This is a genomic window from Allopontixanthobacter confluentis (assembly GCF_009827615.1).
In the GTDB taxonomy this organism is placed as follows: domain Bacteria; phylum Pseudomonadota; class Alphaproteobacteria; order Sphingomonadales; family Sphingomonadaceae; genus Allopontixanthobacter; species Allopontixanthobacter confluentis.
Genome location: NZ_WTYU01000001.1, coordinates 652644 through 679547, shown reverse-complemented (window position 1 = coordinate 679547; position 26904 = coordinate 652644). Strand labels below are relative to the sequence as shown.

At 59.9% G+C, this 26904-nt stretch carries 25 protein-coding genes; 13 read left to right on the top strand and 12 right to left on the bottom strand.

The features are described from left to right. The first annotated feature begins 96 nt into the window (after nt 1-96). Nucleotides 97-765 carry a prolyl hydroxylase family protein gene (locus tag GRI44_RS03150; RefSeq protein ID WP_160599998.1) on the top strand — a complete coding sequence of 223 codons (669 nt, stop codon included), beginning with the start codon at nt 97-99 and terminating at the stop codon, nt 763-765. A gap of 23 nt (nt 766-788) precedes the next feature. Here the strand turns inward: GRI44_RS03150 and GRI44_RS03145 are convergent, their stop codons facing one another. Next, nucleotides 789-2402, bottom strand: a complete 1614-nt coding sequence (locus GRI44_RS03145; RefSeq protein WP_160599997.1) for a lysine--tRNA ligase — start codon at nt 2400-2402, stop codon at nt 789-791. A gap of 170 nt (nt 2403-2572) precedes the next feature. Between GRI44_RS03145 and GRI44_RS03140 the strand changes: the two genes are divergently transcribed. The 4 genes from GRI44_RS03140 (at nt 2573) to GRI44_RS03125 (ending at nt 7473) form a co-directional block, all read left to right on the top strand. Continuing rightward, nucleotides 2573-5305 carry an ATP-dependent DNA helicase gene (locus tag GRI44_RS03140; RefSeq protein ID WP_160599996.1) on the top strand — a complete coding sequence of 911 codons (2733 nt, stop codon included), beginning with the start codon at nt 2573-2575 and terminating at the stop codon, nt 5303-5305. 44 nt (nt 5306-5349) lie between these two features. Further along, nucleotides 5350-5877: a SixA phosphatase family protein gene (locus GRI44_RS03135; protein WP_160599995.1), complete on the top strand. Its 528-nt coding sequence runs from the start codon at nt 5350-5352 to the stop codon at nt 5875-5877. A gap of 66 nt (nt 5878-5943) precedes the next feature. Next, nucleotides 5944-7176 (top strand): Xaa-Pro dipeptidase, encoded by a 1233-nt coding sequence (locus tag GRI44_RS03130; protein ID WP_160601214.1) that lies wholly within the window; start codon nt 5944-5946, stop codon nt 7174-7176. Between the two features lie 108 nt (nt 7177-7284). Continuing rightward, a complete protein-coding gene (locus tag GRI44_RS03125; RefSeq protein ID WP_160599994.1) occupies nt 7285-7473 on the top strand; it encodes a hypothetical protein in 189 nt (62 codons plus the stop codon). Between the two features lie 34 nt (nt 7474-7507). Here the strand turns inward: GRI44_RS03125 and GRI44_RS03120 are convergent, their stop codons facing one another. Further along, entirely contained in the window at nt 7508-8113 is a 606-nt protein-coding gene (locus GRI44_RS03120; RefSeq protein WP_160599993.1) for an SOS response-associated peptidase, read from the bottom strand. Between the two features lie 26 nt (nt 8114-8139). Further along, a complete protein-coding gene (gene ubiA / locus GRI44_RS03115) occupies nt 8140-9042 on the bottom strand; it encodes a 4-hydroxybenzoate octaprenyltransferase (protein ID WP_160599992.1) in 903 nt (300 codons plus the stop codon). Between the two features lie 38 nt (nt 9043-9080). Here ubiA and GRI44_RS03110 point away from each other — a divergent pair, with 38 nt between their 5' ends. The 3 genes from GRI44_RS03110 to GRI44_RS03100 are packed head-to-tail and all read left to right on the top strand — an operon-like array spanning nt 9081 to nt 11554. Next, nucleotides 9081-9830 carry a 16S rRNA (uracil(1498)-N(3))-methyltransferase gene (locus GRI44_RS03110; protein WP_160599991.1) on the top strand — a complete coding sequence of 250 codons (750 nt, stop codon included), beginning with the start codon at nt 9081-9083 and terminating at the stop codon, nt 9828-9830. 39 nt (nt 9831-9869) lie between these two features. Beyond that, nucleotides 9870-11240: a glutamate--cysteine ligase gene (locus GRI44_RS03105; RefSeq protein ID WP_160599990.1), complete on the top strand. Its 1371-nt coding sequence runs from the start codon at nt 9870-9872 to the stop codon at nt 11238-11240. 14 nt (nt 11241-11254) lie between these two features. Beyond that, nucleotides 11255-11554 (top strand): putative quinol monooxygenase, encoded by a 300-nt coding sequence (locus GRI44_RS03100; protein WP_160599989.1) that lies wholly within the window; start codon nt 11255-11257, stop codon nt 11552-11554. A gap of 2 nt (nt 11555-11556) precedes the next feature. Here GRI44_RS03100 and GRI44_RS03095 read toward each other — a convergent pair whose 3' ends face one another. The 5 genes from GRI44_RS03095 to GRI44_RS03075 all read right to left on the bottom strand — a co-directional run bounded on the left by GRI44_RS03095 (nt 11557) and on the right by GRI44_RS03075 (nt 17379). Further along, nucleotides 11557-12939 carry a methyltransferase family protein gene (locus GRI44_RS03095; protein WP_160599988.1) on the bottom strand — a complete coding sequence of 461 codons (1383 nt, stop codon included), beginning with the start codon at nt 12937-12939 and terminating at the stop codon, nt 11557-11559. 61 nt (nt 12940-13000) lie between these two features. Continuing rightward, a complete protein-coding gene (locus GRI44_RS03090; RefSeq protein WP_160599987.1) occupies nt 13001-14350 on the bottom strand; it encodes an outer membrane protein assembly factor BamB family protein in 1350 nt (449 codons plus the stop codon). Nucleotides 14351-14371: 21 nt separating this feature from the next. Next, complete coding sequence (locus tag GRI44_RS03085; RefSeq protein ID WP_160599986.1) at nt 14372-15166, bottom strand: tetratricopeptide repeat protein; 795 nt, start codon at nt 15164-15166, stop codon at nt 14372-14374. 148 nt (nt 15167-15314) lie between these two features. Beyond that, nucleotides 15315-16484, bottom strand: coding sequence for a glycosyltransferase family 4 protein (locus GRI44_RS03080; protein ID WP_160601212.1), 1170 nt, complete (start codon nt 16482-16484; stop codon nt 15315-15317). 22 nt (nt 16485-16506) lie between these two features. Then, a complete protein-coding gene (locus tag GRI44_RS03075; protein WP_160599985.1) occupies nt 16507-17379 on the bottom strand; it encodes an alpha/beta fold hydrolase in 873 nt (290 codons plus the stop codon). Nucleotides 17380-17507: 128 nt separating this feature from the next. Between GRI44_RS03075 and GRI44_RS03070 the strand changes: the two genes are divergently transcribed. Together GRI44_RS03070 and astD are read left to right on the top strand one after the other, a co-directional pair. Next, nucleotides 17508-18959, top strand: a complete 1452-nt coding sequence (locus GRI44_RS03070; protein WP_160599984.1) for a protein adenylyltransferase SelO family protein — start codon at nt 17508-17510, stop codon at nt 18957-18959. 93 nt (nt 18960-19052) lie between these two features. Then, on the top strand, nt 19053-20477 hold the full coding sequence (gene astD / locus GRI44_RS03065) for a succinylglutamate-semialdehyde dehydrogenase (protein WP_332872339.1): 1425 nt from the start codon (nt 19053-19055) through the stop codon (nt 20475-20477). 14 nt (nt 20478-20491) lie between these two features. Here the strand turns inward: astD and GRI44_RS03060 are convergent, their stop codons facing one another. After that, the gene (locus tag GRI44_RS03060) at nt 20492-21211 is read right to left on the bottom strand and encodes a hypothetical protein (RefSeq protein ID WP_160599982.1); all 720 of its coding nucleotides are present in this window, start codon (nt 21209-21211) and stop codon (nt 20492-20494) included. A 332-nt stretch (nt 21212-21543) separates the two neighbouring features. Then, nucleotides 21544-22137 carry a glycine zipper 2TM domain-containing protein gene (locus tag GRI44_RS03055; protein ID WP_332872338.1) on the bottom strand — a complete coding sequence of 198 codons (594 nt, stop codon included), beginning with the start codon at nt 22135-22137 and terminating at the stop codon, nt 21544-21546. A 131-nt stretch (nt 22138-22268) separates the two neighbouring features. On the opposite strand from GRI44_RS03055, the gene rarD reads away from it, so the two are divergent. Beyond that, a complete protein-coding gene (rarD, locus tag GRI44_RS03050; protein ID WP_160599981.1) occupies nt 22269-23219 on the top strand; it encodes an EamA family transporter RarD in 951 nt (316 codons plus the stop codon). 40 nt (nt 23220-23259) lie between these two features. On the opposite strand, the gene pyrC is transcribed toward rarD, so the two are convergent. Continuing rightward, on the bottom strand, nt 23260-24300 hold the full coding sequence (pyrC, locus tag GRI44_RS03045; protein ID WP_160599980.1) for a dihydroorotase: 1041 nt from the start codon (nt 24298-24300) through the stop codon (nt 23260-23262). Between the two features lie 99 nt (nt 24301-24399). Between pyrC and GRI44_RS03040 the strand changes: the two genes are divergently transcribed. Together GRI44_RS03040 and ygfZ are read left to right on the top strand one after the other, a co-directional pair. After that, nucleotides 24400-25323 (top strand): ATP-grasp domain-containing protein, encoded by a 924-nt coding sequence (locus tag GRI44_RS03040; protein ID WP_160599979.1) that lies wholly within the window; start codon nt 24400-24402, stop codon nt 25321-25323. Nucleotides 25324-25381: 58 nt separating this feature from the next. Further along, on the top strand, nt 25382-26137 hold the full coding sequence (gene ygfZ, locus GRI44_RS03035; protein WP_160599978.1) for a CAF17-like 4Fe-4S cluster assembly/insertion protein YgfZ: 756 nt from the start codon (nt 25382-25384) through the stop codon (nt 26135-26137). Between the two features lie 80 nt (nt 26138-26217). Here ygfZ and GRI44_RS03030 read toward each other — a convergent pair whose 3' ends face one another. Then, nucleotides 26218-26817: a TetR/AcrR family transcriptional regulator gene (locus tag GRI44_RS03030; RefSeq protein WP_160599977.1), complete on the bottom strand. Its 600-nt coding sequence runs from the start codon at nt 26815-26817 to the stop codon at nt 26218-26220. Between the last annotated feature and the right edge of the window lie 87 nt (nt 26818-26904).

The following is a 26904-nucleotide window of genomic DNA, read 5'->3' as shown; positions in this document are numbered from 1 at the left end:
TCCCTTTCAAAGTCAGACACAGGGATTTCTAACACTGTTGTGAAAAGCAGCAAGCGGCTGCTTGCAGATGCGATGCACGGTGCTAGAATTTCGGCCATGACCAAAACTGCCATCATTCCTGACAAGGACGCGCTTGCCCGTGTCGGCGCTACTGTCCGCAAACGGCTGGAAGCCGACCCCAAAGTGTATAAAATTCCCACGGAAAAGGCGGAAATTTATGCCATCGGCAAGTTTCTGACAGGGGCAGAATGCACCCGCCTGCAACGGATGATCGACGTGGTGGCGCAGCCCAGCAAGCTGTTCGATACTGATTATTCGTCGGGCTTCAGAACGTCCTATTCAGGCAATGTCGACAGCCGGGATCCGTTCATTCAGGGCATTTCGAGGCGGATTGATGATTTGCTGGGCATGAAAGCGGAATGCGGTGAGACTATTCAGGGCCAACGTTACATGGCGGGCCAGCAGTTCAAGGCGCATAATGACTGGTTTTACACCGACCAGGATTATTGGAAGGTGGAGCGCAAACGTGGCGGCCAGCGCAGCTGGACTACCATGGCATTCCTGAACCCGGTTGAAAAAGGCGGTCAGACGCAATTTACCGATATTGGCATCAACATCGATCCCAAGCCCGGCGTGCTGCTGATGTGGAACAATTCGCTGCCCGATGGCTCACCCAATCCAGCCACCATCCACGCCGGAATGCCGGTGGAAGAAGGGGTGAAATACATCATCACCAAATGGTATCGCACGCGCCGCTGGACCTGAGCGGCGCCGCTGGGCCCGAAAAATCAGGCTTTGGCGATCGCTTCTGCAATCAGTTTGCGCGTGTTTTCAATACCATATAATACGATGAAGCTGCCCATGCGCGGCCCCTGCGAACTGCCGAGCAGTGTTTCATATAGCGCGCGGAACCAGTCACGCAGATTTTCGAACCCGAAGGTCTCGTCCTTGCCGATTTCGTAGACTTTCGTCTGCAAATCTTCTGCCGGCACATCATCGCCCAATTGCGCCAGCTGGCTATCCAGCGCTTCCAAAGCCGCCGCTTCTGTCGCGGTTGGCGCCCGTTTGTGCAGGGTGGGCGCCACAAAATCACGGTTGTAGGCCAGCGCACAGGTTACCAGCACATCCAGATCCGGATGGTTGGCCGGGTCTGCATCCGGCACATAATTGGCAAGATAGGACCATACCTGTTCGCGCGTTGCATCCGCGCCCAGCACGCCCACAAGGTTCAGCAGCAAGCCATAAGTCACTGGCAAACTATCGCCTGCGCCGGGCGCTTCGCTGCCTTCGCAACCGCCATTGGCACGGGCCAGGTGCCACACCGGATTGCCCAGCTGCTTGTCCAGCGGCTGGTCTGCGAGCGCAGCTCTGAATTGCCAATATTCGTCAACCGCGCGCGGAATAACACCGACATGCAACTGCTTGGCGCTCTTGGGATTGGGGAAGATATAAAGGCCGAGCGATTCCTCGCTGCCATAGGTCAGCCATTCCTCGATGGTCAGGCCATTGCCTTTGGATTTTGAAATCTTTTCGCCATTCTGGTCGAGAAACAGCTCGTAAATCAGGCCTTCTGGCTTGCGGCCGCCCAGCACCTTGGCAATCTTGCCCGATTGCACGCCGCTATCGGTCAGATCCTTGCCATACATTTCATAATCGACACCCAGTGCCACCCAGCGCATGGCCCAATCCACTTTCCATTGCAGCTTGGCCTGACCGCCCAAGGCGGACTGTTCCACCGTTTCGCCGTTTTCATCGGTAAAGCGGATCAGGCCGCTATCGGCATCGATAATTTCAACCGGCACCTGAAGCACGCTGCCGGTGGTCGGGGAAATTGGCAAGACGGGCGAATAGGATGCGGCCCGTTCTGCGCGCAATGTCGGCAACATGATGTCCAAAATGGCCTGATTATGGCGCAGCACATTCTTCAGCGCATCGTCAAACGCGCCAGAACCATAGCGTTCTGCCGACGATACGAATTCATATTCAAAACCGAACTGGTCGAGAAATTCCCGCAGCCGGGCGTTATTATGCGCGGCGAAACTTTCGAATTTTTCGAACGGATCGGGAATGCGGCTCAATGGCTTGCCCAGATATTCAGTCAGCATGGCCTGGTTTGGCACATTGTCTGGCACTTTGCGTAGGCCGTCCATATCATCGCTGAAGGCTACCAGACGCGTGTTTTCACCCGTCAGCGCTTCATAGGCGCGGCGCACGAAAGTCGTCCGCAATACTTCCTGAAACGTGCCGATATGCGGCAGGCCCGATGGGCCATACCCTGTTTCGAACAGCATCGCGCTGCCGCCGGGTTTGCCCTGCGGATAGCGTTTCAGCAGCCGCTGGGCTTCCTGAAAAGGCCATGCCTTGGATTGCGCTGCAGCTTCGCGAAGTGTGAGATCAGTCATGGCCACAGGCTTTTGCGGGTTGTTGCGCATTGTGCAAGTGCGAAGTGCAGCTGCGAAACCGCGTCTTTCACGCTGTGGCTGCCTGTGATGCACAGCCAATTGGCCACTATCCAAAGCATATTTGCCGTCACCACTTCCCACAGGTTGCCTTTTCGTTCTATCGACAGGCCATGGCGCAGCCCCTCCCCCTACCGGCCTTGCATGCCAGCCATGCCGGGACATGGCTGCGCGATGCCAATGGCCCCATCAGAGGCGTTTCCAAAGGCGAGGCGATCATGGCGGCGGCCGATACGCCGCTGTTAATGTTGAATGCGCCGCTTGTTGCATCGCGCCTTGGCTATCCTGACTTGTCAGGGCTTGATCTGCTGGAACTGTTTGCCTTCATCCATCCGGCCCGCTTCATGGTGCCTACGCCCAAGGGGCTGGCCCATGCGCTGAACCTTGCGGAACCTGTAACTGACGATGAAGTGCCCGCCTTGCTGCAAATGGCGGCCGGCGTCCTGCTGGAAACCTGCGAAAGCAGTGATTTGGCAGAACGTGATGGCGCATGGTCGACGCTGCAATCACTGGTCAAGCTGCGCTGGCCGTGGGCGCAGGTGTGCGCGCCCCACATCCAGCGGCCCGAACGGGCGGAAAAATGGCTGTTCTCCAAATTGCCCGAATGGGAAGAATCGCCTGACCGGCCGCAACCGGCGCAGATTTCGCTGACTGAAGATGCGGTGGAAGCGCAGCTGGAATATCTGACCGGTGATGGCGCGGAACGGCGCGAGGGCCAGCGGCTGTATGCGCGCGACGTGGCCAAGATTTTCGCCCCCCGAGCGAAACGCGAATTGCCCCATATGCTGCTGGCGCAGGCGGGCACCGGTATTGGCAAGACGCTGGGCTATCTGGCGCCTGCATCACTGTGGGCCAGCGCGGCCCAAGGCACTGTGTGGGTGTCCACTTTCACCAAGAATTTGCAGCGCCAGCTGCGCGCCGAAAGCAGGCGGGCATGGCCGGAACGCAGGGCCGATGGCACCCAGCCGGTTGTCATCCGCAAGGGCCGCGAAAATTACCTGTGCCTGCTCAATCTGGAAGATGCGTTGCAAGGCGGTTTCGGCGGGCGGGCTGCCATATTGGCGCAGCTGGTCGGGCGCTGGGCTGCCTATTCCCGCGATGGGGATATGATCGGCGGGGATTTGCCCGGCTGGCTGGGGACGCTGTTTGCCAAACGGGGCATTGCCGCACTGACTGACCAGCGCGGCGAATGCGTCTATGCCGGCTGCCCCCATTACCGCAAATGCTTCATCGAACGCGCCGCAAGGGCCAGTGCGCGGGCCGATCTGGTGATTGCCAACCATGCCCTGGTGATGATTAACGCGGCCCGCGGGCGCGACCCGTCGCAGCGGCCCAGCCGCATCATCTTTGACGAAGGCCATCATGTCTTCGAAGCGGCCGATTCCACATTTGCAGCCGCTCTAACCGGGCAGGAAGCGATCGAGCTGCGCCGCTGGATCATCGGCCCGGAGAAAAAATCACGAGGCAGGCGGCGCGGGTTGGCCGCCCGGCTGGCCGATGTTGCCAGCTATGACGAAGCGGGCGGCAAGGCCGTGGATGATGCGATCCAGGCAGCTCAAGCACTGCCGTCTGACGGGTGGCTGCAACGGCTGAATGATGGCGAGGCGTATGGCCCGCTGGAACAGCTGTTCGCAGGGGTTCGCGCAGTTACCTACGCACGCGATGAAAGCGGCGGACAGGAAGCAGGCTATGGCATCGAGACAGAGGCTGCGGGGCTGGAAGGCAATTTCGTCCAGTTGGCAGGTCAGGCGCAGGGCGCATTGGCGGCCATCCGGCATCCGCTGGTGACATTGGCAGGCCGGCTGGAAGCCGTGCTGGAAGATGCGCCGGACTGGTTGGATGGTCAGGGCCGCGCCCGCATTGAAGGGGCGCGCCATTCGCTGGCATGGCGGGTGGATCTGCTGGCCGCGTGGGAATCGCTGCTCAATCGGCTGGGCGGCCCGGCTGACCCTGAATTTGTGGACTGGCTGGCGGTGGACCGATCCGACGCGCGCGAATTCGATATCGCCATTCACCGCCGCTGGCTGGACCCGATGAAACCCTTTGCCAAGGTTGTGCTGGAACCCGCGCATGGTGTCATGCTGACATCTGCCACCCTGCGCGATGGGGATGATTGGGACGCTGCCATTACCCGTTCGGGTGCGCCGCATATCGACGCCAATCCGCATCTGACCACAGCGCAAAGCCCGTTTGATTACGCGAAACAGGCCGAAGTCCTGATCGTGACCGATATCAAACGCGGCGATATTCCAGCGCTGGCAGGCGCCTATGCGCGGCTGATAGAAGCGGCCGGCGGCGGCGTATTGGGCTTGTTTACCGCCATCAGGCGGATGCGCGCCGTGCATGGACGTATCGCAGACCGGCTCGCCCGCGCCGGCCTGCCGCTTTATGCCCAGCATGTCGACCCGATCGACACAGGCACGCTTGTGGATATTTTCCGCGATGATCCGCGCGCGACATTGCTGGGGACTGATGCGTTGCGGGACGGGGTCGATGTGCCCGGTGACAGCCTGCGCTGCGTGGTGATGGAACAAGTGCCCTGGCCCCGCCCCACCATCCTGCACCGGGCACGGCGCGCGGCCAATGGCGGCAGCGCCTATGATGACCGGCTGATCCGCGCAAAACTGGCGCAGGCATTCGGGCGGCTGATCCGCAGCCGTGATGATCGCGGCCATTTTGTGGTGTTGAGCGCAGCCTTCCCCAGCCGGCTGCTCAATGCCTTCCCTGCTGGCACGCCTGTCATCCGCGTAACATTGGACGAGGCTTTACAACGGGTCGGCAAAAGTGTTTGCGAAGATACGCTGATCGCCGATACACCAGCATCCGCAATTGCCGCCCCAGATTGAAAGTATGCCCCTCCCCGTGAAAAAACGCCTGTGAAGAAAAGCCCATGAAGACACTCGGCCTCCTGCGCCACGCCAAGTCGGATTGGGACGATATGGCAATGCGCGATTTTGATCGCGGCCTGAATGATCGCGGACGCAAGGGTGCCAGTTTGATTGGCAAGCATATTGCGCGGCAGAACATCGGTTTCGATCTGGTGCTGGCAAGCCCGGCTGAACGTGTGCAGCGCACACTGGAAGCGGCCCTTCCCGGGCTTGATCCGGTATTTGACCAGCGCCTGTATCTGGCCGGATCGGACACGCTGGTGGATGTGTTGCGGGAAAAAGGCGGCAATGCAGACGCGGTTCTGATCGTGGGCCATAATCCTGGCCTTCAGGAATTGCTGTTCGCGCTGGTGCCGCCCGCATCGGAAGATGCCCTGTTCGATCAGGCCGCCAGCAAATACCCCACTGCCACCTTTGCCCTGTTCGAACTCGATATCGATGATTGGGCAGATCTTGACGAGGATTGCGGCAGGCTGGTGCAATTCACCCGCCCGCGCGATCTGGACCCAACGCTGGGGCCGGAAATCTGATTTTTTCAAGGGATGAAGCCTGTGAAACCTGCGGCCGTGTTTAACCCGTTTCTTTCCGCTGCGGCCATGCTTGCGGCCACAACCACACCAGCCTTTGCCGAAACGTCGTATGTTTCTGCCGCCAGATTGCTGGACGTGGAAAGCGGGCGCTATGTCGAAGCGCCGCTGATTACCATTACCGACGGCAAGATCGCTGCGGTGGAAAGCGGCGCTGCTGCACCGGAAGGGGCAAAACTGGTCAATCTGCCCGGTATGACCATCCTGCCCGGCCTCATCGACATGCATGTGCATCTGGATGGCCGGCCGGAATATGGCGGCTATAGCGGGCTGCAATTTACCGACCGTTTCTGGACTGTCATCGGCGTTGTCAATGTTGGCCGGATGCTGAAAGCGGGCTTTACATCCGTGCGCAATCTGGGGGCGGATGATTACAATGTGGTCGGGCTTGACCAGGCGATCGAGGAAGGCTGGCTTCAGGGCCCGCGCATTGTCAATGCCGCACATGCGCTGGGCGCGACAGGTGGCCATTGCGACAGCACATTTCTGCCGCCCAGTTTTGTCGACAAAAGCCCGGCTGTGGGTGACAGCCCGGATGAATTGCGCAAGCGCGTGCGCGAACAGCGCAAATATGGCGCGGAAGTCATCAAGGCGTGCGCCACTGGCGGGGTGTTTTCCCGAAACACCGCGCCGGGCATCCAGCAACTGACGCAGGATGAACTTGTTGCCATTGCGGACGAGGCGCATTTCTGGGGCCTGAAAGCGGCTGCCCATGCCCATGGCGCGGCTGGTATCAAGGCGGCCATTGCAGCGGGTTTCGATACAATCGAACATGCCAGCTATATTGATGATGAAGGCATTGCGCTGGCAAAAAAGCACGGCACATTCCTCAGCATGGACATTTTCAACACCGAATATACCCTGTCCAAAGGGGCTGAAAACGGCGTTCTGGAAGAAAATCTGGCGAAAGAACGGGCGCTCGGCCAGATACAGCGCAACAATTTCCGAAAAGCCAGCAAGGCTGGTGCCAGAATGGTCTTCGGCTCTGACGCAGGCGTGATGCCGCATGAAGATGTGGGCGGCCAGTTCCGGGTGATGGTGGAATATGGCATGACCCCGATCGATGCGATCCGTGCCGCCACCATCAATGCGGCAGAGGCGCTGGGCCAGTCGGGCCAGGTGGGCGTCATCAAGCCCGGTGCCTGGGCCGATCTGATTGCAGTGGACGGCGATCCGCTGGCCGATGTCGGGCAGTTGGCTGATGTGGATTTCGTGATGAAGGGCGGCGTGGCCGTCCAGTAATGGGGCCGGACAGGCTGTGGCGCACTGCCCCGGAACAATGCGCGTGCCGATGTTGTAAAAATCCGGCGCAGGCGCTATCGCATTGCAATGATTGAAGGAGGGGTTCAGGTGACGGACGGGAGCGACCGCAAACTCGAACATGAAGTGCGCAATTTGCAGGCCGAAAAAGCTGCGCTTGAGAATATGCTCGGCGATGCGGCAGACCGGCTTGAACAGATCGCGATGAGCGACTGCGAAGACGAAGAAACCGAGCAAGCCAAGGCTGCGGCGAAGCGTTACCGGCGGGTCATCCGCTAGACATCACGGCCTCTGCGCTGGCGCTGTGCCGCGTTCAGCGCCGGGCAGCCCAGCTTTGGTCGGTGCGCTCGATTACCAGGTCGCCGGCCCACGGTTTGCACAGGCTGAATGCTTCTGCTGGCGTGCCTGTCACATATGTCGCGTAATCTTCCGGCTGCAACAGCACTGGCATCCGGCTGTGAAGTTCAGCCGCCTTGCCGGCCGCATCTGTCATGACCATGGAATAGACATCGCCCCACTCGTCAGACCCGCGCCAGATGCCCGCGCAGGCAAACACGCTTTGTTCAGGCAGTCCCATCCAACTTCGCGTCATGGCGCCTTTTGGCCCTTCAGCTTCTGCCCAGCTTGTCAGCGGGATAAGGCAGCGGCGTTTTTCGAACGAGCTTTTCCAGAAGAAACCGGATAATTTATCCGTCCGCGCATTGTTCACCGGTTTGGGCTTGAGCGGCTGTCCCCTTGCGCCCTTGCGCTGCAAGGGAAACCCCCAGTTCATCACTCTCAGCCTGCCGTTTTCAATCACCATGCCGGGGTATCCGGGATAGACTTCGGCGCCCAGATTGCTTCCCGCAGTGTCGTTAACCGCGCCAAACAATTTGGCAACTTCATCGGCATTTCTGGTCATGCGGTACAGATTGCACATCGCCTCGTCCTATCCCCCCATCTGCATCACGCATTGCCCGCCACAAAGCAGGCCGCTGCCACCAATGCGCCGGCAAAGCGGTTGGACCGAAACCGGGCGAGCGGATTATCCGCATCGCCAGCATCCAGCGTGACGACTTGCCACGCAAGGTGCAATGCCGCAGGCGCCAGTGCCAGCAGCGCCAGCGCATCAGCGCGCAGCAGCCAGAATGCCAGCAACCAGAAAGCGACTGCGGCCGCATAAAATGCGCCGATGCCGATTTTAACTTTCGCCCCCATCCGCAGCGCGCTGGACCGGATACCGACCAGCGCATCATCCTCGCGGTCCTGCAGGGCGTAAATCGTGTCATACCCGATTACCCAGCAAACCGCGCCAGCATAAAGGGCAGCGATGACGTCCCAATGGTCTGACCGGATGGCGACCCAGCCAACCAGCGCCCCCCAGGTGAACACCAGCCCCAGCCACGCCTGCGGCCACCAGGTAATTCGCTTCATGAACGGATAGGCCGCGACCAGCGCCAGGCTGACCAGCGCGACAAGCTGCGCTTCCAGCCGCAGTTGCACCAAAACCACCAGCCCTGCCAGCGACAGTGCAACCAGCCACGCCCATGCCAGCTTCCTGCCGATTCGTCCGCTGGCCACAGGGCGCGCAGCCGTGCGCGCAACCTTGCGGTCCAGATCGGCATCGACAATATCATTATACACACAGCCCGCCCCGCGCATGGCGATACTGCCCAGCAGCATCCAGCCAAGCAGGGCCAGTTGCCAGCCAGCGCCCGCCAGCCACACCCCCCATGCACAGGGCCAGAACAGCAGCCACCAGCCAATCGGGCGGTCAAACCGGGCAAGCTGGGCCAGATCACGCGGGACTTGCGGCAGGCGCGCAATCACGCCGCGGTGCTGGCTATCAGGAACAATCGTTTCATTCATGCTTGCGTCCTACCGAGGCGGGAGCCTAGTGGAAAGCCATGCCTGCAACACCCGCCTGGCCCCCGCGCAGTGCGCCGCGCCTGTTTGTCCCCGGCCCGCTGGCTGAAGGCGTGCCGGTGCCGGTCGAAGGCAATCAGGCACATTACCTGGCGCGTGTCATGCGGATAAAGGAAGGCGACATCGCCATTCTGTGTGATGACATGACGGGGGAATGGGCAGCAAGGGTGACACAGGCAGGCAAGCGGGATGTCATTCTGGAACCTGTCGAGCGCTTGCGGCCGCGCGAAAATGTCCCAGATTTCTGGCTGTGTGCGGCACTGCTGAAGAAAGACAAGTTTGATCTCGTACTGGAAAAAGCCACCGAATTGGGCGTGGCGCGCATCCTGCCGGTGATCACGCGGCGCTGCGTGGCGGACAAGCTCAACATGGACCGCGCCCGGCTGATCGTGACAGAGGCGGCTGAACAATGCGCCCGCACTGCCCTGCCCCAGATTGCGCAGCCGGTTAAGCTGGATGCGCTGCTGGCAGGCTGGCCGGCACAGCGCGCATTGTTTTTCGCAGATGAGCTTGGCGGCGAACCAGCCTTGCAGCGTTTCACCAGTGCCGGCGCGGCAGCGGCCTTGCTAATCGGGCCGGAAGGCGGCTTCGAAGACGGCGAACGCGCTGCTGTGCGCGGCGCAGATGGCGCGGTGCCCGTTACGCTCGGCCCGCGCATATTGCGGGGCGAAACGGCAGCCATTGCCGCCACTGCCTTGTGGATGGCGGCAAAAGGTGACTGGGACGAATAAGGCTTCCCTCTTGGCGACCCGTTGCGTATCGCGGCCCCTATGAGCACGCGTGAAGCTGGCGGGTCTGAAGACCCCATAATCGAAAGCCGCGACCAGCTGGTTGCCCCGATGCAGAATGGCGAAAAGCCTAAGGATGCATGGCGCATCGGCACAGAACATGAAAAACTGGTCTATAAGCGCGATGATTTTCATGCGCCTTCCTATGATGAAAAGGGCGGCATCCGCGACATGCTCTTGGCATTGCGCGAATTTGGCTGGGAACCGGTGGAAGAAGGCGGCAAGGTTATCGCCATGCGCGGCGATGATGGCACCGTCAGTCTGGAACCGGCTGGCCAGCTGGAATTATCTGGCGCACCGCTGGAAAACCTGCATCAGACCTGCGCCGAAACGGGCCGCCATCTGGATCAGGTGAAGGCGATCGGCGATCGGTGCGGGGTTGGTTTTCTGGGCCTCGGCATGTGGCCTGACAAGACCCGCGAAGAACTGCCGATCATGCCCAAGGGCCGCTATGAAATCATGCTGCGCCACATGCCGCGCGTGGGCAATCTCGGGCTCGACATGATGCTGCGGACCTGCACCATTCAGGTCAATCTCGATTATTCATCAGAAGCCGACATGGTGAAAAAATTCCGCACCGGCCTTGCCCTTCAGCCCTTGGCCACCGCACTGTTTGCCAATTCGCCATTTACCGAAGGCAAACCGAACGGTTTCCTGTCCTATCGCAGCCATATCTGGTCCGACACCGACCCTCACCGCACCGGCATGCTGCCATTCGTTTTTGACGAGGATTTCGGTTACGAACGCTATGTCGATTACATGCTGGATGTGCCGATGTATTTCGTGTTCCGCGACGGCAAATATATTGATGCGTCGGGCCACAGTTTTAAAGATTTCCTGAAAGGTGAACTGTCTGTCCTGCCGGGTGAAAAACCCACGCAAAGCGATTGGTGGGACCATCTTTCCACCGCATTTCCCGAAGTGAGGCTGAAAAGTTTCCTCGAAATGCGGGGCGCTGATGGCGGGCCGTGGTCCCGGATCTGCGCGCTGCCGGCATTATGGGTGGGCCTGCTGTATGATCAAGGCGCGCTGGATGCGGCATGGGATCTGGTCAAGGACTGGACCATGGAAGAACGCGAAAACCTGCGCAATGCAGTACCGAAACTGGCCCTGGATGCGCCCGTGCCCGGTGGCGGCACGCTGCGCGATATTGGGCGTGAAGCGCTCAAAATCGCGCGCTCCGGCCTGACTGCTCGTGCACGGATGAACACCAGCGGCGATAATGAAACAGGGTTTCTGGAAACGCTGGATGAAATCATCGCCAGCGGCAAAGTGCCTGCCCAGCGCCTGCTCGACCAGTTCCACACTGAATGGAACGGCGATATCAAGCAGGTCTATAAACACCACTTCTGACAGGGAACGACGCGATGATCCAGATTAATGGCACAATTCGCCTGCAAGGCGGCTCGGCTGATGAGGCAAAGGACGCCATTGTGACCATGGTGCTGGCATCGCGGCAGGAAGACGGCTGTATCGATTATACTTTTGCGCAGGACCTGGCGGATCCCGCAGTGCTGGTGCTGTTCGAACGCTGGCGTGATCAGGATGCATTGCAGGCCCATATGCAAAGCGCCCACATGGCTGATTTTCAAAAGGCGATGGAAGCAAACCCGCCGGCGATGCGCCAGCTCCGCATGTACGAGACAGATGAAGGTCAGCCGATCTGAGCCTATCGGGCCAGGTTCGCTTCAGGATGGCGGGACCAAAATTGCCGCCCGATGGCCATCAGCGGGGCAGTAATTAGGCCGTTTCGTTCCATCCAGGAATGATATTCGCGATATTTCGCGTCTTCGCGCAGTAGATGCGCTTCTTCTGTCTTGGCGCGCCAGAAATAAATGGCACTGACACAGCCAAGGAAGAAACTGTTGCGCACCATGTCCACCATTGATCCGCTGGTGACGAGAAATGGCATGGTGGAAAGCCACCAGAACAGGTTTTTGGACAGATAGGCAGGATGTCTGCTGAAACGATATGGCCCGTTGGTCAGCACGCCGCGGTATGTGAGGTTGGAAAAGCGCAGGCCAAAAGCCATGGTTGCCCAGGCGTAAATCGCCGTCAGCGTAACCAGCATGGCCGCCCATATCCACAGCACGGCACTATGGCCTTCCAGCCAATAGGCCCAGCCTGCGGTATTGACTTCATATGCCAGCACGCCGGTGCCGCCCATGAAGGTGAATACAACTGGCGGATAACAGATGAACGCCGCCACCCAGCCGGCCAGAAACGGATTACCGCTGCGAATATGCGCATCCAGCGGCCGCATGGTCACCAGATAGCCGACCGTGCCAATCTGCACATCCACCACAAACAGAAAGCCAATGAGGAAATAGGCGATCCGCACCGGATCAGCCATGATGCCGGTGAAATCGGCATTGACCACTTCTGCAAAACCGCCCGGCAGGATCGAGATCATGAAGGCGCCGAAAAAGCCCTTGATAATCCATGCGCGCCAGTGCCGTTTGACTTCACCCGCATTCCAGCCATTTCGGCCCAGCAGCATGGCGCCGAAATGCCACGCATGGTCGCGCGGCCCCACCATCACGCGGTCAAGCCAGAAGACATAGGGCACCGACAGCACTGCCAGCGGTATGGCGGCATAGGCCAGCACATCCATCGCGAACAGATACTGCCCCTGCCAATACCACCTGCCTAGGCAATAAAGCCCCGCCAATATTACCCAGGTGGACCACAGGCCCGCCAGTTTAATAAAGGACACGCTGCGATCTGCGCCCCAACTGCGCGGCGCATCCCAATTTATGCCGGTGGATGGCCTGCGATGAACCTTGTCCACCAATAGCGACCAGGCGGCCATCGGCCCGGCGCTGAACCCAACTGCTGCCAGCGCCGCATGGGGGCCAGACATGGCCGCGCGTGGGCCGGAAATATCGAAAAATTCAGCAATAGCTGCATAATTGCGGCAAAAGATGATCCAGACGATCAAGCCCAACGCGCCGACAATGCCCACCCATGCAGACACATCGCTTTGCGGCAGTGCAGCTGGCCGTCTGTCTGGCACAGCAGCAAATCCGGCATCGGAACGGGCATTTTCCATACCCGGCCGATTACCGGAAAAGGGTTAAGACAGCGGTAAGAGTGCCGCCGCCCTGCGCATGTCAGCGATAGGCGTGAATGACGCCGTCATCATCCAGCAGGAACAAGGTATTGTTGGCGACTACCGGTGCCAGCGAAATCTGCGTTTTCAGATCGCGGTAAAGGCTGGCAGACCCTTCGCCCACGCTGACACGGTAAATCTTGCCCTGGGTGTTGGTGACCCACAGCTGGTTGCCCGCCAGCACCGGCCCATTCCAGAAAATGGGGCCCTTCTTGTCTTTTTCGTCGCGATATTGTTGCAACTGCGTGATCCACCGGACTTTGCCGGAAGAGCGCGCAATGGCCAGCAGACGGGCATCGTCCGTCAGGGTGAAAATCCACTCGCCAGCAATGGCGGGGGTGGAAATGCCGGCGAGGTTCAATTCCCAGATGCGCTGGCCTGTAACCAGTTCATAGGCAGCCATGCGGCCACCCTGCCCAAGAGCGTAGACCCGCCCCTGATCAATGATGGGATCGGCATCAATGTCGGTCAGCGCGCCCACTTCGGTCGAAATGGAAGTGCGCGACAGGGCGTCAGCCCACAATGTGCGGCCATTTTCATAGCGGTAGGCCGACAATTCACCCGAACTGTAGCCCGCAATGACGGTGCCCTGCGCGGCGGCAGGGGCTGCCACGCCAAACACACCAGCCTGCGCGCTGGACCCGGATTCCTGCCACTGGCTCGAACCATCGGCTGCCGAAAGCGACAGGATCTGATTGTCCTGTGTCATTACAAATACGGCGTTAAAGGCAATGGTGGGCGATCCGCGCAGCGGGCCTGCAGGCTTCACTTTCCAGATTTCGTCACCCGTGGCTGCATCAATCGCGGCAACTTCACCGACGCCATTGGTGGCATAGACGCGGCCCGCAGCATAGCTGGCGCCGCCGCCAAATGCGGAACTGACGAGATCATCATCGACCTTCATCTGATAGGTCCAGCGGCGCGCGCCGGTCTGTTCGTCAAAGGCGTTCACAACGCCATCAGTGCCCACCGCAATCACCATGCCGCCGCCCACAACGGGGGAAGACGCCAGACGCCGGCGATTGGTCGCACCTTCTACAGAAGCCGTCCAGACAGGTGATGGGTTGTCAGCCAAGGCCAGATGGCCATAGGATTTACTGGCCGTTCCGCCGGCCTGTGCCCATTCGGCATTGGCCTGCGCTGGCGGCAGGATGATCGCCACACCAGCCAGCGCCGGGTCCACCTGTGCGCCGCTTTCAATGCGCGACAGAACAGGCACACGGTCACCAATCGTGGGTGTGGTCTTGGTTCCTTTTTTGCCGAACAATCCCCCGCCACAGGCAGACAGGCTGGCCGCCAGAGCCACAATCAGCGTGGTCCGCGCGATTTGCGATAGGTATTTGCCGTTCATCGGGTTCGATATCCTCGAAATTTATTCCGCTGCAACCGCAGCTTCATTGTCAGATGCGGTAATTTCTTCCAGCACCTTGTCGACGTCCTCGATGGCATCGACACCCAGCAGACCAGCCATCTGGCGCGAGCGTGAGCGCAATCCATCGGGTGTTTTTTCATCCTTGGCGATGGCAGCAAACAAAGTGCCTGCGTCCGCGCGCTTTCCCTGTTCCAGATAGGCCATTGCCACCATTTCGGCAGCACTGCCGAAAAATGCATGGCCCGGCACGGCGATCGGCTTCAGCCGGGCAATCACGTCTTCCGGTTTACGGCTGTCGTATGTGGCTGCCACTTCACGAATGGTGGCCAGATCGCGCATCACCTGCGGCGCATCATTATCAGCGGCAACAGCGCTGAAAATTTCTGCGGCCTGCTGCGCCTTGCCCTGCTCCATCGCAATGCCGGCCTTCAGCATCTTTGCTGCAGTGCGAATGCCTGCTTCCTTGTCCGCCAAAAGCGGATCAAGCGTTGCAGAGCCTGTACCAAGATTTCCTGCCTCTATCTGGTCCAGCGCGCTGACAAGCGTTTCAGATCGCGCTTCCAGATCAGCCTCGTTCTGCTTTTCCCAGTATAAATATCCGCCAAATGCAGCCAGGCCCAGGATCAGCGCGCCAATCAGCGGTTTGCCATAGGCACTGATGAAATTGGAAAACTGGTCCTGACGGACAGCTTCATCAACTTCGCGCAGCAGCACATCTTCCGATGCAGCCTGGCGCACGGCCTTCTTGTCGGTTGCAGCAGGGTTTGCAGCGGGATTTGTCGGTATCAGGGCCACTATTACAGTCTCTCGGCCAACAAAGGGCCTTTGCAAATTGTGAAAATTATCAAGGTCGGGTCTTTAGCCGATGAGGATGAGTATGCAATTGGTGATTGCCTGCCTGTCCCCCAACGTGTGAACGCGCAGTGAAGCGGCTTGCCCCACATCAAACCAGTGTGGCGCGCCCCATGGCAGAGGCATACAGCCGCAGGTAGCTGTCGATCATCTTCTTTTCATCGAATTGCGCCCGTGCCTTGTCGCGGTTTGCCTGCCCGATCTGTTTGCGCAGTTCAGGCTGGCTGGCGAGTAAAACCAAGGCGTCTGACAGCGCATCGTCATTGCCCGGCGTCACAATCATCGGCTGGTTCAGGTCAGTCACCATATCGGCAATGTCGCCTACCGCAGGCGCCGCGACCGGCACCCCGGCTGCCATTGCCTCAATGACGGAAATGGGGAATTGCTCGCTATCGGATGACAGTGCAAAAATGTCGAACAGGCCCACATATCGGGCAGGGTCCGGCACAAAGCCCGGCATATGCAGGCGGTGGCCGATATCCAGCCGATCTGCTTCGGCGCGGATCGCGTCTTCTTCTGGCCCTTCGCCCACAATCACCAGCTGCCAATCGTCAGGCAGGGCAGCAAATGCCCGCACCAAACGGGGCAGGTTTTTCACTGTTCGAAGGCCCGCCATGGTGCCGACCCAATGTTCGCCCTTGCGTTTGACCACTGCGCGCAGGGCATCGGGGCGCGGTTTTTTGGCAAATGTCATCGTATCTATGCCATTGGCGATGCGCTTTACCCGCCCCAGCGGCTGTGCCCATGTGACCAGCGCAATTTCTTCCAGTTTTTCCGATGGCACCACCAGCCCCGAAGCGCGCCCAAGGGCAATGCGGCGAAACCAGTTCCGGCTTGTTTTCAAGCGGTTAAGTTCGTCTTCGTTGAACCCGTCTTCATGGTGGATGAGCGGCGGCAGGCCCATGGCTTCGCCAAACAGCGTATGCGCCATCACGGCATCCATCGCGCCCCAATTATAGGTCAGCACCAGATCATAACCAGCCAGAGCACGGGCAATTTTCTGCAACCGACCCGGCGTTGGCGCACCTTGAAGCGATGGGACATTCTGCGGATAAGACACTGGAATATCACGCGAAATAAGTTGTGCTGCATCCATCCGGTCAGGCGTGGCTGAGACAATCGTATGGCGCACCCCGGCGCCAAAAGCGTTAATCAGCCTGACGCAGCGCAATTCCTTTCCGCCCGCAGCGAAAGTTGAATGTAGGTGCAGGATATGGGGCGCTTCCTGCCCGCCGCGTGGCGGCGCGGCCTTGCCGCCCATGCGCTGTTTCACGAACGGCAGCTCACACCACTTGGCCCAGCAGACGGTCTATGGCGGCGGCCGCTTCCGGCTCGTCCAGCATGGGCGCATGGCCCACACCTGCCACGGTGACGACATCTGCCTGCGGGATGCGGCGCTTCATCTCGGCCAGCGTCTGCGCAGTGAGCAAATCTGACAATTCGCCGCGCAGCACGGTCAGCGGTGTGTTTTCCAACGCCTGAAATGCGGGCCATAAATCCGGCGGCGCAGCGCCTTCGTCCTGCTGGAAAGGTTCGGCAATCCGCATATCGTAATCATAGCCGATGCGGCCATTCTGCTGCAGCACCAGCCCGCGCTTGGCCATTTCCAGCCATTGGTCGATCCCGTATTCGGGATGGGCTGCACCATGCATGTCCTGCAACGCCCGCGCCGCATGCATCCAGCTTGGGTAACTGCGCCCCTGCCCCACATATTCCCTGATGCGGTCAATTCCTGCCGGATCGACCACCGGGCCGATGTCATTCAGCAGCGCGCCTGCGATACGCGAACGGTCCTTTGCCGCCAGCAACATGGTCATCAGACCGCCCAGTGACGTGCCGATGGCAACGAACCGTCCGATATTCTCCTGCTCCAGCATCGCCTCGACATCGGCCACATAGGTCAGCGGATTATAGGTCATCGGGTCTTTGGCATATTCGCTTTCACCCCGGCCGCGCATTTCCGGCACGATAACGCGCCATTTGCCCGAAAGGCGGTCGGCAAGCTGGGCAAAATCGCGGGCATTGCGCGTCAGCCCATGCATGCACACCAATGGCGGCCGCTCTGATTGCGCGGCATCGGCTGCCGGATAATCACGAAAATGCAGGGTAAGGCCGTCTGGGCTTTGCCAGAAACGGTCATCAAATGCTGAATCCATCGGCGCGCTGCGCTTCCCTGTTTTGTCTATCCATATACGCAGAACCCGGCCTGCAAAAGCACTGCCGGACTGGACTGACCGGCTGATGAGCTATTGCGAAGCTGCCCGCGCATCCCCACTATCGGCCTATGCGAGCAGAACCGCAACCCGCAGCCTATCGCGCTGATCCTGCAATTTTGGAATTGGCAGACTGGCTGGCATCGCCCGTGCAAGCGGCTGATTTCCCCGCCACCGAACTGCGGTTCAGAAACGACCGATGGGCAAAGGCGATTGGCCTGGACCATCTGGGCGATGACGCGTGGCTGCGTCATTTTGGCCGATTCGAACCATTGCCCGGCAATCTGGCGCAGCCGCTGGCGCTCAAATATCATGGCCATCAGTTCCGCGTGTATAATCCTGAAATAGGCGACGGGCGCGGTTTTCTTTATGCACAGATGCGCGATGCGGCAGGGCGCTTGCTGGATTGCGGTACCAAGGGTTCCGGCACCACGCCGTTCAGCCGCGCCGGGGATGGCAGACTGACGCTGAAAGGGGCAGTGCGGGAAATTCTGGCTACCGAAATGCTGGAAGCGCAGGGCGTCAATACGTCCAGAACGCTGTCGGTTGTAGAAACGGGCGAGGAATTGTGGCGCGGTGACGAACCATCGCCCACCAGGTCTGCGGTGATGGTCCGCCTCAGCCATGGCCACATCAGGATCGGCACTTTCCAGCGCCTTGCGGCATTAGCGGGTTCGGGGGCAGGTGGGGCAACGGAAACCGGCCACATGGCCGCGCTGGTGGATTATTGCCTGAAACATTACCCCGGCCCTCCCCCGCCTGCGGACGCGCCCGGCGCAGACGTGCCAGCAGTGTGCTTGCTGCATCAGGTGGTGGAACGGCTGGCGGATCTGGCTGCAAGCTGGATGGTCGCCGGGTTTGTCCACGGCGTGCTCAACACCGATAATATGAACATTTCGGGCGAAAGTTTCGATTATGGCCCGTGGCGCTGGCTGCCCAAATGGGATGCAGGCTTTACTGCCGCCTATTTCGATCAGCAGGGCCTTTACGCCTTTGGCCGGCAGCCCGAAGCCCTGCACTGGAATTGCGGCCAATTGGCAGTCGCCTTGCGGCAAGTGGCAGATGCACCGCCGCTGATTGCCGCGCTGGAGCGGTTCGGGCCGCTATATATGGCCGCTGTTGCCCGGCGCTGGACATGGCGCATGGGCGTCCACTCGCAAGGTAGCGAAAGGGACGCGCAGCTTGTGGCGACCAGCGAAGCTGCCATGCGCGCCAGCGGGATGGAGCCTGAGATATTCTGGCACCGGCACCGCGGCGGGAAAAACGCCGCCGGGGATCTGGCCGATGCGCTGGAAGGCTATGAGCCGGTGGAAGAAGCCGCCATGGATAGGGACAACGAACCTGTTCAGAGCATGCTGATCGACGAGGTGGAATCGATCTGGTCAGCGATTGACCGGAGCGATAATTGGGAACCGTTGCACGCCAAGATCGCTGCCATCAGGCGCCTTGGCAATGTTCTTGGCCAGCCGCCCCAACCTGCTGGCCATTCGCCTGCCAGCTTTTCCCCCGTCGGCACCGATTGACCGGCCTGCCGGGTGCTTTAGAAGACAACCGCGCCCATTATTCCCAGCGACGTCATGACGCCGCCCTGCATTTGCAAAGAAAGTTTCTGTCCAGTGTCCCAGCCAGAATCACCGACTGAAATCATTTCCTATGAACCGGCAACCGGTGTTGAATTGTGGCGTAGTGAGGCAGGCAATGTGGATGACGCGGTAAGCCGGGCGCGGCGCGCGTGGCCGGCCTGGGCAGCACAGCCGCTGGGCAGCCGCATCGAAGCCTGCCGGCGCTTCGCAAATGAAGTGCGCAAACAGGCAGACCCCTTTGCCGAACTGATTTCGCGCGAAACTGGCAAACCCTTGTGGGAAGCGCGCACCGAAGTGGAAGCGGTGATCAACAAGGTCGATATTTCCGTCACGGCCTATGCCGAACGAACGGGTCAGAAACGCTTCGACAGCGCGTTGCAGGGCACTGCTGCCGTGCGGCACAAGCCACATGGTCTGCTGGTGGTGCTGGGGCCTTACAATTTCCCTGCACACCTGCCCAACGGGCATATTGTCCCAGCCTTGATTGCGGGCAATGTGGTAATTTTCAAGCCGAGTGAAAAAACCCCGGCAGTGGGCGAATTGCTGATCAAATGTTTCCACGCAGCGGGCATCTCGCCGGATGTGGTGCAATTTCTGCCTGGCGGCCCGGAAGAAGGAAAAGCGCTGGTTGCCCACCGCGGCATTGATGGCGTGCTGTTCACAGGGTCCGCCCAGGCTGGCATCGCCATCAACAAGAAGCTGGCAAATAATCCGGGCAAGATCGTTGCGCTGGAAATGGGCGGCAACAATGCCATCGTGGTGGCAGATACGCCAAAAATTCCTGATGCTGCCATGCTGATCGTGCAATCTGCCTTCACCAGCGCAGGCCAGCGCTGCACGGCGGCGCGCCGGCTGATCCTGACGGAGAATATGTATGGCCCGATCATGGAAGAATTGCGCAGCCTGACCAAGCGGATCATCGTGGGTGAGCCCTTTGCCGATCCCGCGCCATTCATGGGCCCAGTCATCGACAATATCGCTGCCGAACAGCTGATGGACAGCTTCGTTTACCTGCTGTCGAACGGCGGCAAGGCGATCAAGCACATGACCCGGCCCGATGAAACCCTGCCGTTTTTAACGCCCGGCATCATCGATACGACCGAGATGAGCGACAAGCCCGATGTGGAGCTATTCGGGCCGCTGCTGCAAGTCATCAAGGTAGACAGCCTCGACCATGGTATTGCCGAAGCGAACCGCACGCGGTTCGGCCTGTCGGCATCGCTGATCGGCGGGTCGCCGCAGGATTATGACCGTTTCTGGGCCAATATCCGTGCCGGCATCGTCAATTGGAACAGGCCCACCAATGGCGCATCATCCAATGCCCCGTTTGGCGGTATCGGCCTTTCCGGCAACCACCGGCCAGCAGCATATTACGCCGCCGATTACTGCGCCTATCCTGTGGCCAGCACCGAAATGGAACAGCCACGCGCCAGCATCGGCGTTGGTTTCAGCGCCTGACCGGGCACAGCGGCCTATTTGCCGCTGGTCACCAGATCGACTTCGGTCAGGCCGTTGGACTGGCGGCGGGTATAGACAACAAAAGACGCGCTGCCCTTGGTGCCGCTGACGATATTGTCACCGCCGTGGATCAGATGCTCGGATGAATAGCCTGCGCTGCGTGCGCGCGTGTGATAAAATGACACGACATCATCCAGTGGAACCGGGGTGAGGAAATTGACCACCCGCAGCGCGCAGGCGCCCTGGTCTGTGCCGGCGGCTTCCTGCGTGCTGCCACGCGGATAGACGGGAAATGCGAGCGGCAGACGGGCGGCCCATGCAGCCGAATATTCAGCGGCCTCGGCACAATTTGCGCCGCCTGGCTTGACTGCGGCGCGGGCAGCGGCGGTCAGCGCCGCGGTTTCGGGAATATTGCCGGTAATCTTTTTCGCTTTCGGCGCGGGCTTCAGATTTACGCTGCCGCCAACCAGTGCCATGGCTTCCTCGCGGGCGGACTGGATGGCCGCCGGTGTTTTCAGCTCTGCCGGCAGGGACCGGTCATTTGTGCCGGTCAGCGCAGAATTGCCCTCATTCTGACTGGCAAGATCAGGATCAACCATGATCGGATCATTCAACGCAGCCTGTGATGCAGGGTCCATTTCGGTGTCGGCAGCAACGTCATCCCCGCCATCGCCGCAACTGGCGAGCAACATTGCAGGGAGAATGGCAGCAGCAAATACAGGGCGAAAAATCATCGGAAACTCCAGCGTGGCACAGGATGGCCAGGCTCGCTTACACCCAAACCCGCGTGCGGAGGTTAACGCAGGAGCTGCAAATATGGTTAATTTCGCAGCTGTCCCGTTAAGGGAAGGTTTCAACCATGAATATGTCCATTTGTGGCCATGTCCCAAAACGCCCCTGCCCCACAAGACAAAGGCGCTCCTTACCCACGAGGAGTAAAGAGCGCCTTCCACGGCCCGGTGGGTACCGCGCGCCGGCCACGGTGGGGTGGCCGAAGATGATCTTGTTTAAGGAACGGTCAAAACCGGTTTTCGTGCCGGTTCACCGTCCAATTGCGGTCAAAGCCTTACTGGCAGCGCGAATTGCTGCGATCAATCGAGCGGCCGAGAATGGCGCCGCCTGCTGCACCCAGAATGGCGCCCAATGTGCGATCGCCGCGCCCTGCTACTTCGTTACCGATCAGGCCGCCAACTGCCGCGCCGATCAGCAAACCGGTGGTGCCGTTTTCCTTGCGGCAGTAATAACGCCCATTATCACCGCGCCAGATGCGGGTGTTGGCATAAACCGGCTCGCCATAGCTGGCACGGTTGTAGCTTCCCCGGTAATCCTGGCCGCGATAATCCTGATCGCGGTAATTTTGGCCCCGATAATCCTGGTCGCGATACTGATACTCGCGGTCGCGATCATGGCTGCTGTAATGGCGGTGCTTGTCGCGTTTGTGCTTCTTGCCATGTTCGAACACGGTATCTGCATATACCGGCGCATGGGCCATGGCGGATGCGTAGGCAGGGGCTGCATGCACAGGGGCAGCGGCCATTACCGGAGTTGCCAGCGCCAGTCCGGGAATGGCCACGGCCAGAGCTGCCAGCTTGAGGTTCCTGATCTGCATTGTAATTTCCTTCGCTATCTTTCTGGCCAGCACGTCGCTCGGTCTGTCCATTCATATCTAGCGATGCTTTCCTGAACAGAATGCAACGAGAGGTGCAGAATTACAAAGGCGCGATGAAACGAGCCGATTGATGGGACGAAACGCTGCTTGCCGCCTGTTTCGCGCGGTCCTAAAGGCTGTCGATGCGCCCCATCCCCACCCAGCCAGCCGGTAATTCCGAACCATCAGGATCCAGCTCTGGTGGCGCTTCCGGCCTGCCCGCAGCCCTTGGTGCCTATCTGATCTGGGGCTTTTTGCCGCTCTACCTCATTCTGGTCAAATCAGTGCCACCGATTGAATTTGTCGGCTGGCGAATCATCTGGACCGTGCCGATCTGCCTGTTGATCGTGGCTTTTCGTAAACAGGGAACAGAAGTGCGTGCCGCCCTTGGCAATGTACGCGTCATGCTGACCCTTACCGCCAGTGCCGTGCTGATCGGTATTAACTGGCTGGTCTATATCTGGGCTGTCCAGGATGGGCATGTGCTGGCCGCCAGCCTTGGCTATTATATCAACCCGCTGATCAATGTGCTGCTGGGCACTCTGGTTCTGGGTGAAAAACTGAGCAAGCGCCAATGGGCTGCGGTGGGCATCGCGGCTGTTGCAGTTTCGCTACTGCTGGGCGGCGCGCTGACGACCTTGTGGATCAGCCTTACACTGGCCATCAGTTTTGGCACTTATGGCCTGCTGCGCAAACAGGTCGCGGTGGGCGCGCTTCCGGGGCTGACGATTGAATCTTCTATTCTGCTGCTGCCTGCAATCGGCGTGGCTTTCTATTATGCCGGGACCGAACAGGGCGCATCCTTCGGACAGGACATCGGGCTTAGTTTGTTGCTGATATTAGGCGGCGTGGTCACCGCCATTCCGCTGTTGTTATTTGCCATTGCTGCGCGGCGGATGGATTATTCCACGCTTGGTTTCATCCAGTTTCTGGCGCCCACGATTGTCTTTTTCCTCGGCATTTTCCTGTTCGGTGAGGAACTGAAGCCGGTACAGCTTGCCTGCTTCATCCTGATCTGGGCCGCGCTGGCAGTGTTTGTCTGGGACCTGGTTGCCAAACGCAGCGCGCAGGCCAAGTCCACCCTGCCCGCCTGACAGCCAGCGAAAAGCCAGCCGCAACTGTTAGCCATAACTGTCAGCGGAGGCGCCAGCCCAGAGTTTCGCCTGCGTGAAATGGCACAATATCTGTGCCATTTGCGTCAATCTGGTCTGGCACCAGCACATCGGCGCGTTCCAGCGTCACCGTGCCTTCATTCAGCGGCAGGCCGTAAAAGCGCGGTCCGTTTTCGGATGCGAATGCTTCCAGCCGGTCCAGCGCATTTTCTTCGTCGAATACGGCAGCATAACTTTCCAGCGCGAATGGTGCGTTGAAAATACCCGCACAGCCGCAGGCGCTTTCTTTTGCGCTGACGGCATGGGGCGCGCTGTCAGTGCCGAGAAAATATTTGGCAGACCCCGACGTTGCCGCCTTGCGCAGCGCCAGCCGGTGTTTTTCACGCTTGGCCACTGGCAGGCAATAGGCGTGCGGGCGGATGCCGCCGACCAGCATGGCATTGCGATTGATATGCAGATGCTGCGGCGTGATGGTCGCCGCCACATTGAGGCCGGCTGCGTCCACAAATTGAACGGCATCCTGCGTGGTGATGTGTTCAAACACTATTTTCAGGCCAGCCATGTCACGCACGAGGCCGGCCATTGTCCGGTCGATGAACACCGCTTCCCGGTCGAAAATATCCACTTCACTATCGGTCACTTCGCCGTGGATCAGCAGCGGCATGCCGATTGCCTGCATGCGTTCCAGCGTCGGCCGGATTGCAGAAATATTGCTGACGCCGTGGGCGGAATTGGTCGTGGCATTGGCCGGATACAGCTTTGCCGCCGTGAACACGCCAGCCGCAAAACCGCGAGCCAGTTCGTCAGGGTCGGAAGAATCGGTCAGATAGCAGGTCATCAGCGGTTCGAACTGGCAATCTGACGGCACTGCGGCAGCAATGCGCGCCCGGTATTCCTGCGCCGCTGCCATGGTGGTAACAGGCGGGGATAGGTTGGGCATGACAATGGCACGCGCAAACTGGCGCGCGGTATGCGCCACCACGCCGCGCATCACATCGCCATCGCGGAGGTGGACATGCCAGTCATCGGGCTGGCGGATGGTCAGAATCGCTGTGTCAGACATTGCACAACCCTTAATCGCCGCATCCATTTCTGGCCAGCGATCAGCTTCCCGCCTATGCCGCCCCTTGCATTCTGCGTTCCGGAGGTTTGTGCACCGCCCATGAAAATTGGTTTTCTCGCCTGTCCCGGCACCCTGACAGGGTCGCCCGTGCGGCGCGCCGATGCGTTCGAACATGACCAGCAGGTAGCTGCGCTGAGGGGCGCGATGGAACCTGCAGGGATGGAACTGGTGGAAATGGACTGGCGCCGCCCGGTGCAGGATTTTGCAGGCATGCAATTGGTGTTGCTGGGAACCGTGTGGGACTATCAGGACAGCAAGGATGCGTTTCTGGGCCAGTTGGACAGGCTGGAACAGGCGGGCATTATCCTGTGCAATTCTGCCGGAATTGTCCGCTGGAATATCGACAAATCCTATCTGCGCGAACTTACCGATGCCGGCGCACCCACCATCCCCACCCTGTGGCCCGAAGCCCCTTCCAGCAGCGATGTGGAAGCCGCATTCGCGCATTTTGCCTGCGACACTGTGGTCGTGAAACGCCGCGTGGGCGCTGGGGCGGAAGGTCAGTTCATATTCTCTCGCGGCGATGCTGCGCTGGCCGGATGGACCATGGACCGCCCGGCCATGATCCAGCCCTTTCTTCCCGCAATAACAACCGAGGGCGAATATTCCTTCATCTTCATTGATGGCGAATTGTCCCATTGCGTGCTTAAAACGGCGGCCGCGGGTGATTACCGCATCCAGTCTGTCTATGGCGGCAGGGAAGAAGCATTTTGCCCGGACGCTGCCGACCGCGCTGCGGCCAGCGCCATTATTGCGGCCCTGCCCTTCCCCACGCCGCTCTATGCCCGCGTCGATATGGTACGCGGCGCAAATGGCGCATTGGCCCTGATGGAAGCGGAAATGATCGAACCCTATCTCTACCCGCTGCAAGGCCCGCATATGGGCGAGCAGGTGGTGAAGGCCATCATGCGGCAGTTGGGCAGCATGGCCCCTGAAGACCGGCCATTGACGACCGGCCCCTGAAGCCAGCCCCTGGAAGCCAACCATTGAAACCTGACGACGTGGAGCACATTTGAAGACCATGCCTGCAACCCGCCTGTTCGATCGTGCCGTTATCCGGCTGGCTCCGCAACCATCCGGCACTGCCGAGCCTGCTGATGATGTCACCGGGTTTCTGCAAGGGCTGGTCACTAACGATGTGGCAGGCATGCTGCCTGTTTGGGCAGGCCTGTTGAGCGCGCAGGGCAAGGCAATGTTCGACTTCATCGTCTGGCCCGCCGGTCACGGGCAATTGCTGCTGGACTGCGAAGCAAGCGCGGCTGACGAACTTGTAAAGCGCCTGTCGCTTTATCGGCTGCGGCGCAAAATCAGCATTGCCCGCGATGATGATGTTGCCGTGAACTGGCAGGCCGAACAGGGCGATGGCGGAGCGCCCGACCCGCGGCTGGGTGATCTTGGCCAGAGGTGGCTGGCCCCTGCCAGCGCGGACGATAAGCCTGCTGATGCAGCCTGGCTGAAACACCGGCTGCGGCTGGGTGTGACAGAAGGCCGCGCTGAATTGGGCGATGTGCTGTGGCTGGAAGCCAATGCAGTAGATCTGCACGGCGTATCATTCGAAAAAGGCTGCTACATCGGCCAGGAAAATACGGCCCGCATGAACTGGCGGCAAAAAGTGAACCGGCGCCTGATTGTCGTGCCGCTGGACCAATCCGATGAAAAACGCCACAAAGCCGCCTATCCCGCATTGGGTCTGGCAGTGGATCACCGCAGGGTTGAAGATATTACCCCGGAGCTGACCCCTGCGTGGATGGACCTTGGGGCGCCTGAACTGGCCTGAACTGGCCTGAACTGGCCTGAACTGGCCCGAACTGGCCCGAACTGGCCGACTATCAAAGCGGCAGCAAGGCCCTGGCTGGCTTACTGGTTTGCGTGTTCTTCCACCGAAGCCATCAGCAATTTTTCTGCCCGGTCACGCGCCGTGTGGCGCGGCAAGCCGAGCGAATTGGCCAGTGCCTGCCCCATCAGCGCATCGCCCAGCGCCAGCAGTACCAGCGTCAACGTGTCTTGATGCACGCGCATTCCGTCAATCCGGCCGTGGGCGGCTTCTTCAGGCGCAATCTCATCCACCAGCGCGTGGATTGCTTCCACAATCGGATCAAGCGCGTCTTCATTGCCGGTCAGCAGCATCCAGCCCGCCAGCGCGCCGGCGCCTTCCTTGTCAAAAGCATCAAACGCCAGGTCAACCACTTCGCGCGGGGTGCCCAGCCCCACCCAGCTGGCGCGCACGGCATCCTTGATCGTTTCGCACACCGTCCATGCCAGATGTTCGGCCAGCGCTTTTTGCAGGCCGGAGGCAGAGCCGAAATGGTGCAGCAAATTGGCATGCGTGCGCCCGATGCGGCCCGCCACCGCCTTGAGAGTGACCGATTGCGGCCCTGTTTCAATCAGCAGCGCGCGTGCCGCTTGGAGGGCCGCAGAACGGGATTCTTCAGGAGACAGGCGTTTTCGGGTTACCATCTGGGACCTTAAATTTGGCAGATCGCATCATGAATTCCGTGCCAATGCTGCAACGCCTAGAACGCAGTGCCCCGCGAAACAAGGCCG

Bases quoted from the DNA above. Each gene is read 5' to 3' on its own strand.
- GRI44_RS03150 (WP_160599998.1), top strand. From the start codon at position 97: ATGACCAAAACTGCCATCATTCCTGACAAGGACGCGCTTGCCCGTGTC.
- GRI44_RS03145 (WP_160599997.1), bottom strand. From the start codon at position 2,402: ATGACTGATCTCACACTTCGCGAAGCTGCAGCGCAATCCAAGGCATGG.
- GRI44_RS03140 (WP_160599996.1), top strand. From the start codon at position 2,573: ATGGCGCAGCCCCTCCCCCTACCGGCCTTGCATGCCAGCCATGCCGGG.
- GRI44_RS03135 (WP_160599995.1), top strand. From the start codon at position 5,350: ATGAAGACACTCGGCCTCCTGCGCCACGCCAAGTCGGATTGGGACGAT.
- GRI44_RS03130 (WP_160601214.1), top strand. From the start codon at position 5,944: ATGCTTGCGGCCACAACCACACCAGCCTTTGCCGAAACGTCGTATGTT.
- GRI44_RS03120 (WP_160599993.1), bottom strand. From the start codon at position 8,113: ATGTGCAATCTGTACCGCATGACCAGAAATGCCGATGAAGTTGCCAAA.
- ubiA (WP_160599992.1), bottom strand. From the start codon at position 9,042: ATGAATGAAACGATTGTTCCTGATAGCCAGCACCGCGGCGTGATTGCG.
- GRI44_RS03110 (WP_160599991.1), top strand. From the start codon at position 9,081: ATGCCTGCAACACCCGCCTGGCCCCCGCGCAGTGCGCCGCGCCTGTTT.
- GRI44_RS03105 (WP_160599990.1), top strand. From the start codon at position 9,870: ATGAGCACGCGTGAAGCTGGCGGGTCTGAAGACCCCATAATCGAAAGC.
- GRI44_RS03100 (WP_160599989.1), top strand. From the start codon at position 11,255: ATGATCCAGATTAATGGCACAATTCGCCTGCAAGGCGGCTCGGCTGAT.
- GRI44_RS03095 (WP_160599988.1), bottom strand. From the start codon at position 12,939: ATGGAAAATGCCCGTTCCGATGCCGGATTTGCTGCTGTGCCAGACAGA.
- GRI44_RS03090 (WP_160599987.1), bottom strand. From the start codon at position 14,350: ATGAACGGCAAATACCTATCGCAAATCGCGCGGACCACGCTGATTGTG.
- GRI44_RS03080 (WP_160601212.1), bottom strand. From the start codon at position 16,484: ATGGGCGGCAAGGCCGCGCCGCCACGCGGCGGGCAGGAAGCGCCCCAT.
- GRI44_RS03075 (WP_160599985.1), bottom strand. From the start codon at position 17,379: ATGGATTCAGCATTTGATGACCGTTTCTGGCAAAGCCCAGACGGCCTT.
- GRI44_RS03070 (WP_160599984.1), top strand. From the start codon at position 17,508: ATGCGAGCAGAACCGCAACCCGCAGCCTATCGCGCTGATCCTGCAATT.
- GRI44_RS03060 (WP_160599982.1), bottom strand. From the start codon at position 21,211: ATGATTTTTCGCCCTGTATTTGCTGCTGCCATTCTCCCTGCAATGTTG.
- GRI44_RS03055 (WP_332872338.1), bottom strand. From the start codon at position 22,137: ATGGACAGACCGAGCGACGTGCTGGCCAGAAAGATAGCGAAGGAAATT.
- rarD (WP_160599981.1), top strand. From the start codon at position 22,269: ATGCGCCCCATCCCCACCCAGCCAGCCGGTAATTCCGAACCATCAGGA.
- pyrC (WP_160599980.1), bottom strand. From the start codon at position 24,300: ATGTCTGACACAGCGATTCTGACCATCCGCCAGCCCGATGACTGGCAT.
- GRI44_RS03040 (WP_160599979.1), top strand. From the start codon at position 24,400: ATGAAAATTGGTTTTCTCGCCTGTCCCGGCACCCTGACAGGGTCGCCC.
- ygfZ (WP_160599978.1), top strand. From the start codon at position 25,382: ATGCCTGCAACCCGCCTGTTCGATCGTGCCGTTATCCGGCTGGCTCCG.
- GRI44_RS03030 (WP_160599977.1), bottom strand. From the start codon at position 26,817: ATGGTAACCCGAAAACGCCTGTCTCCTGAAGAATCCCGTTCTGCGGCC.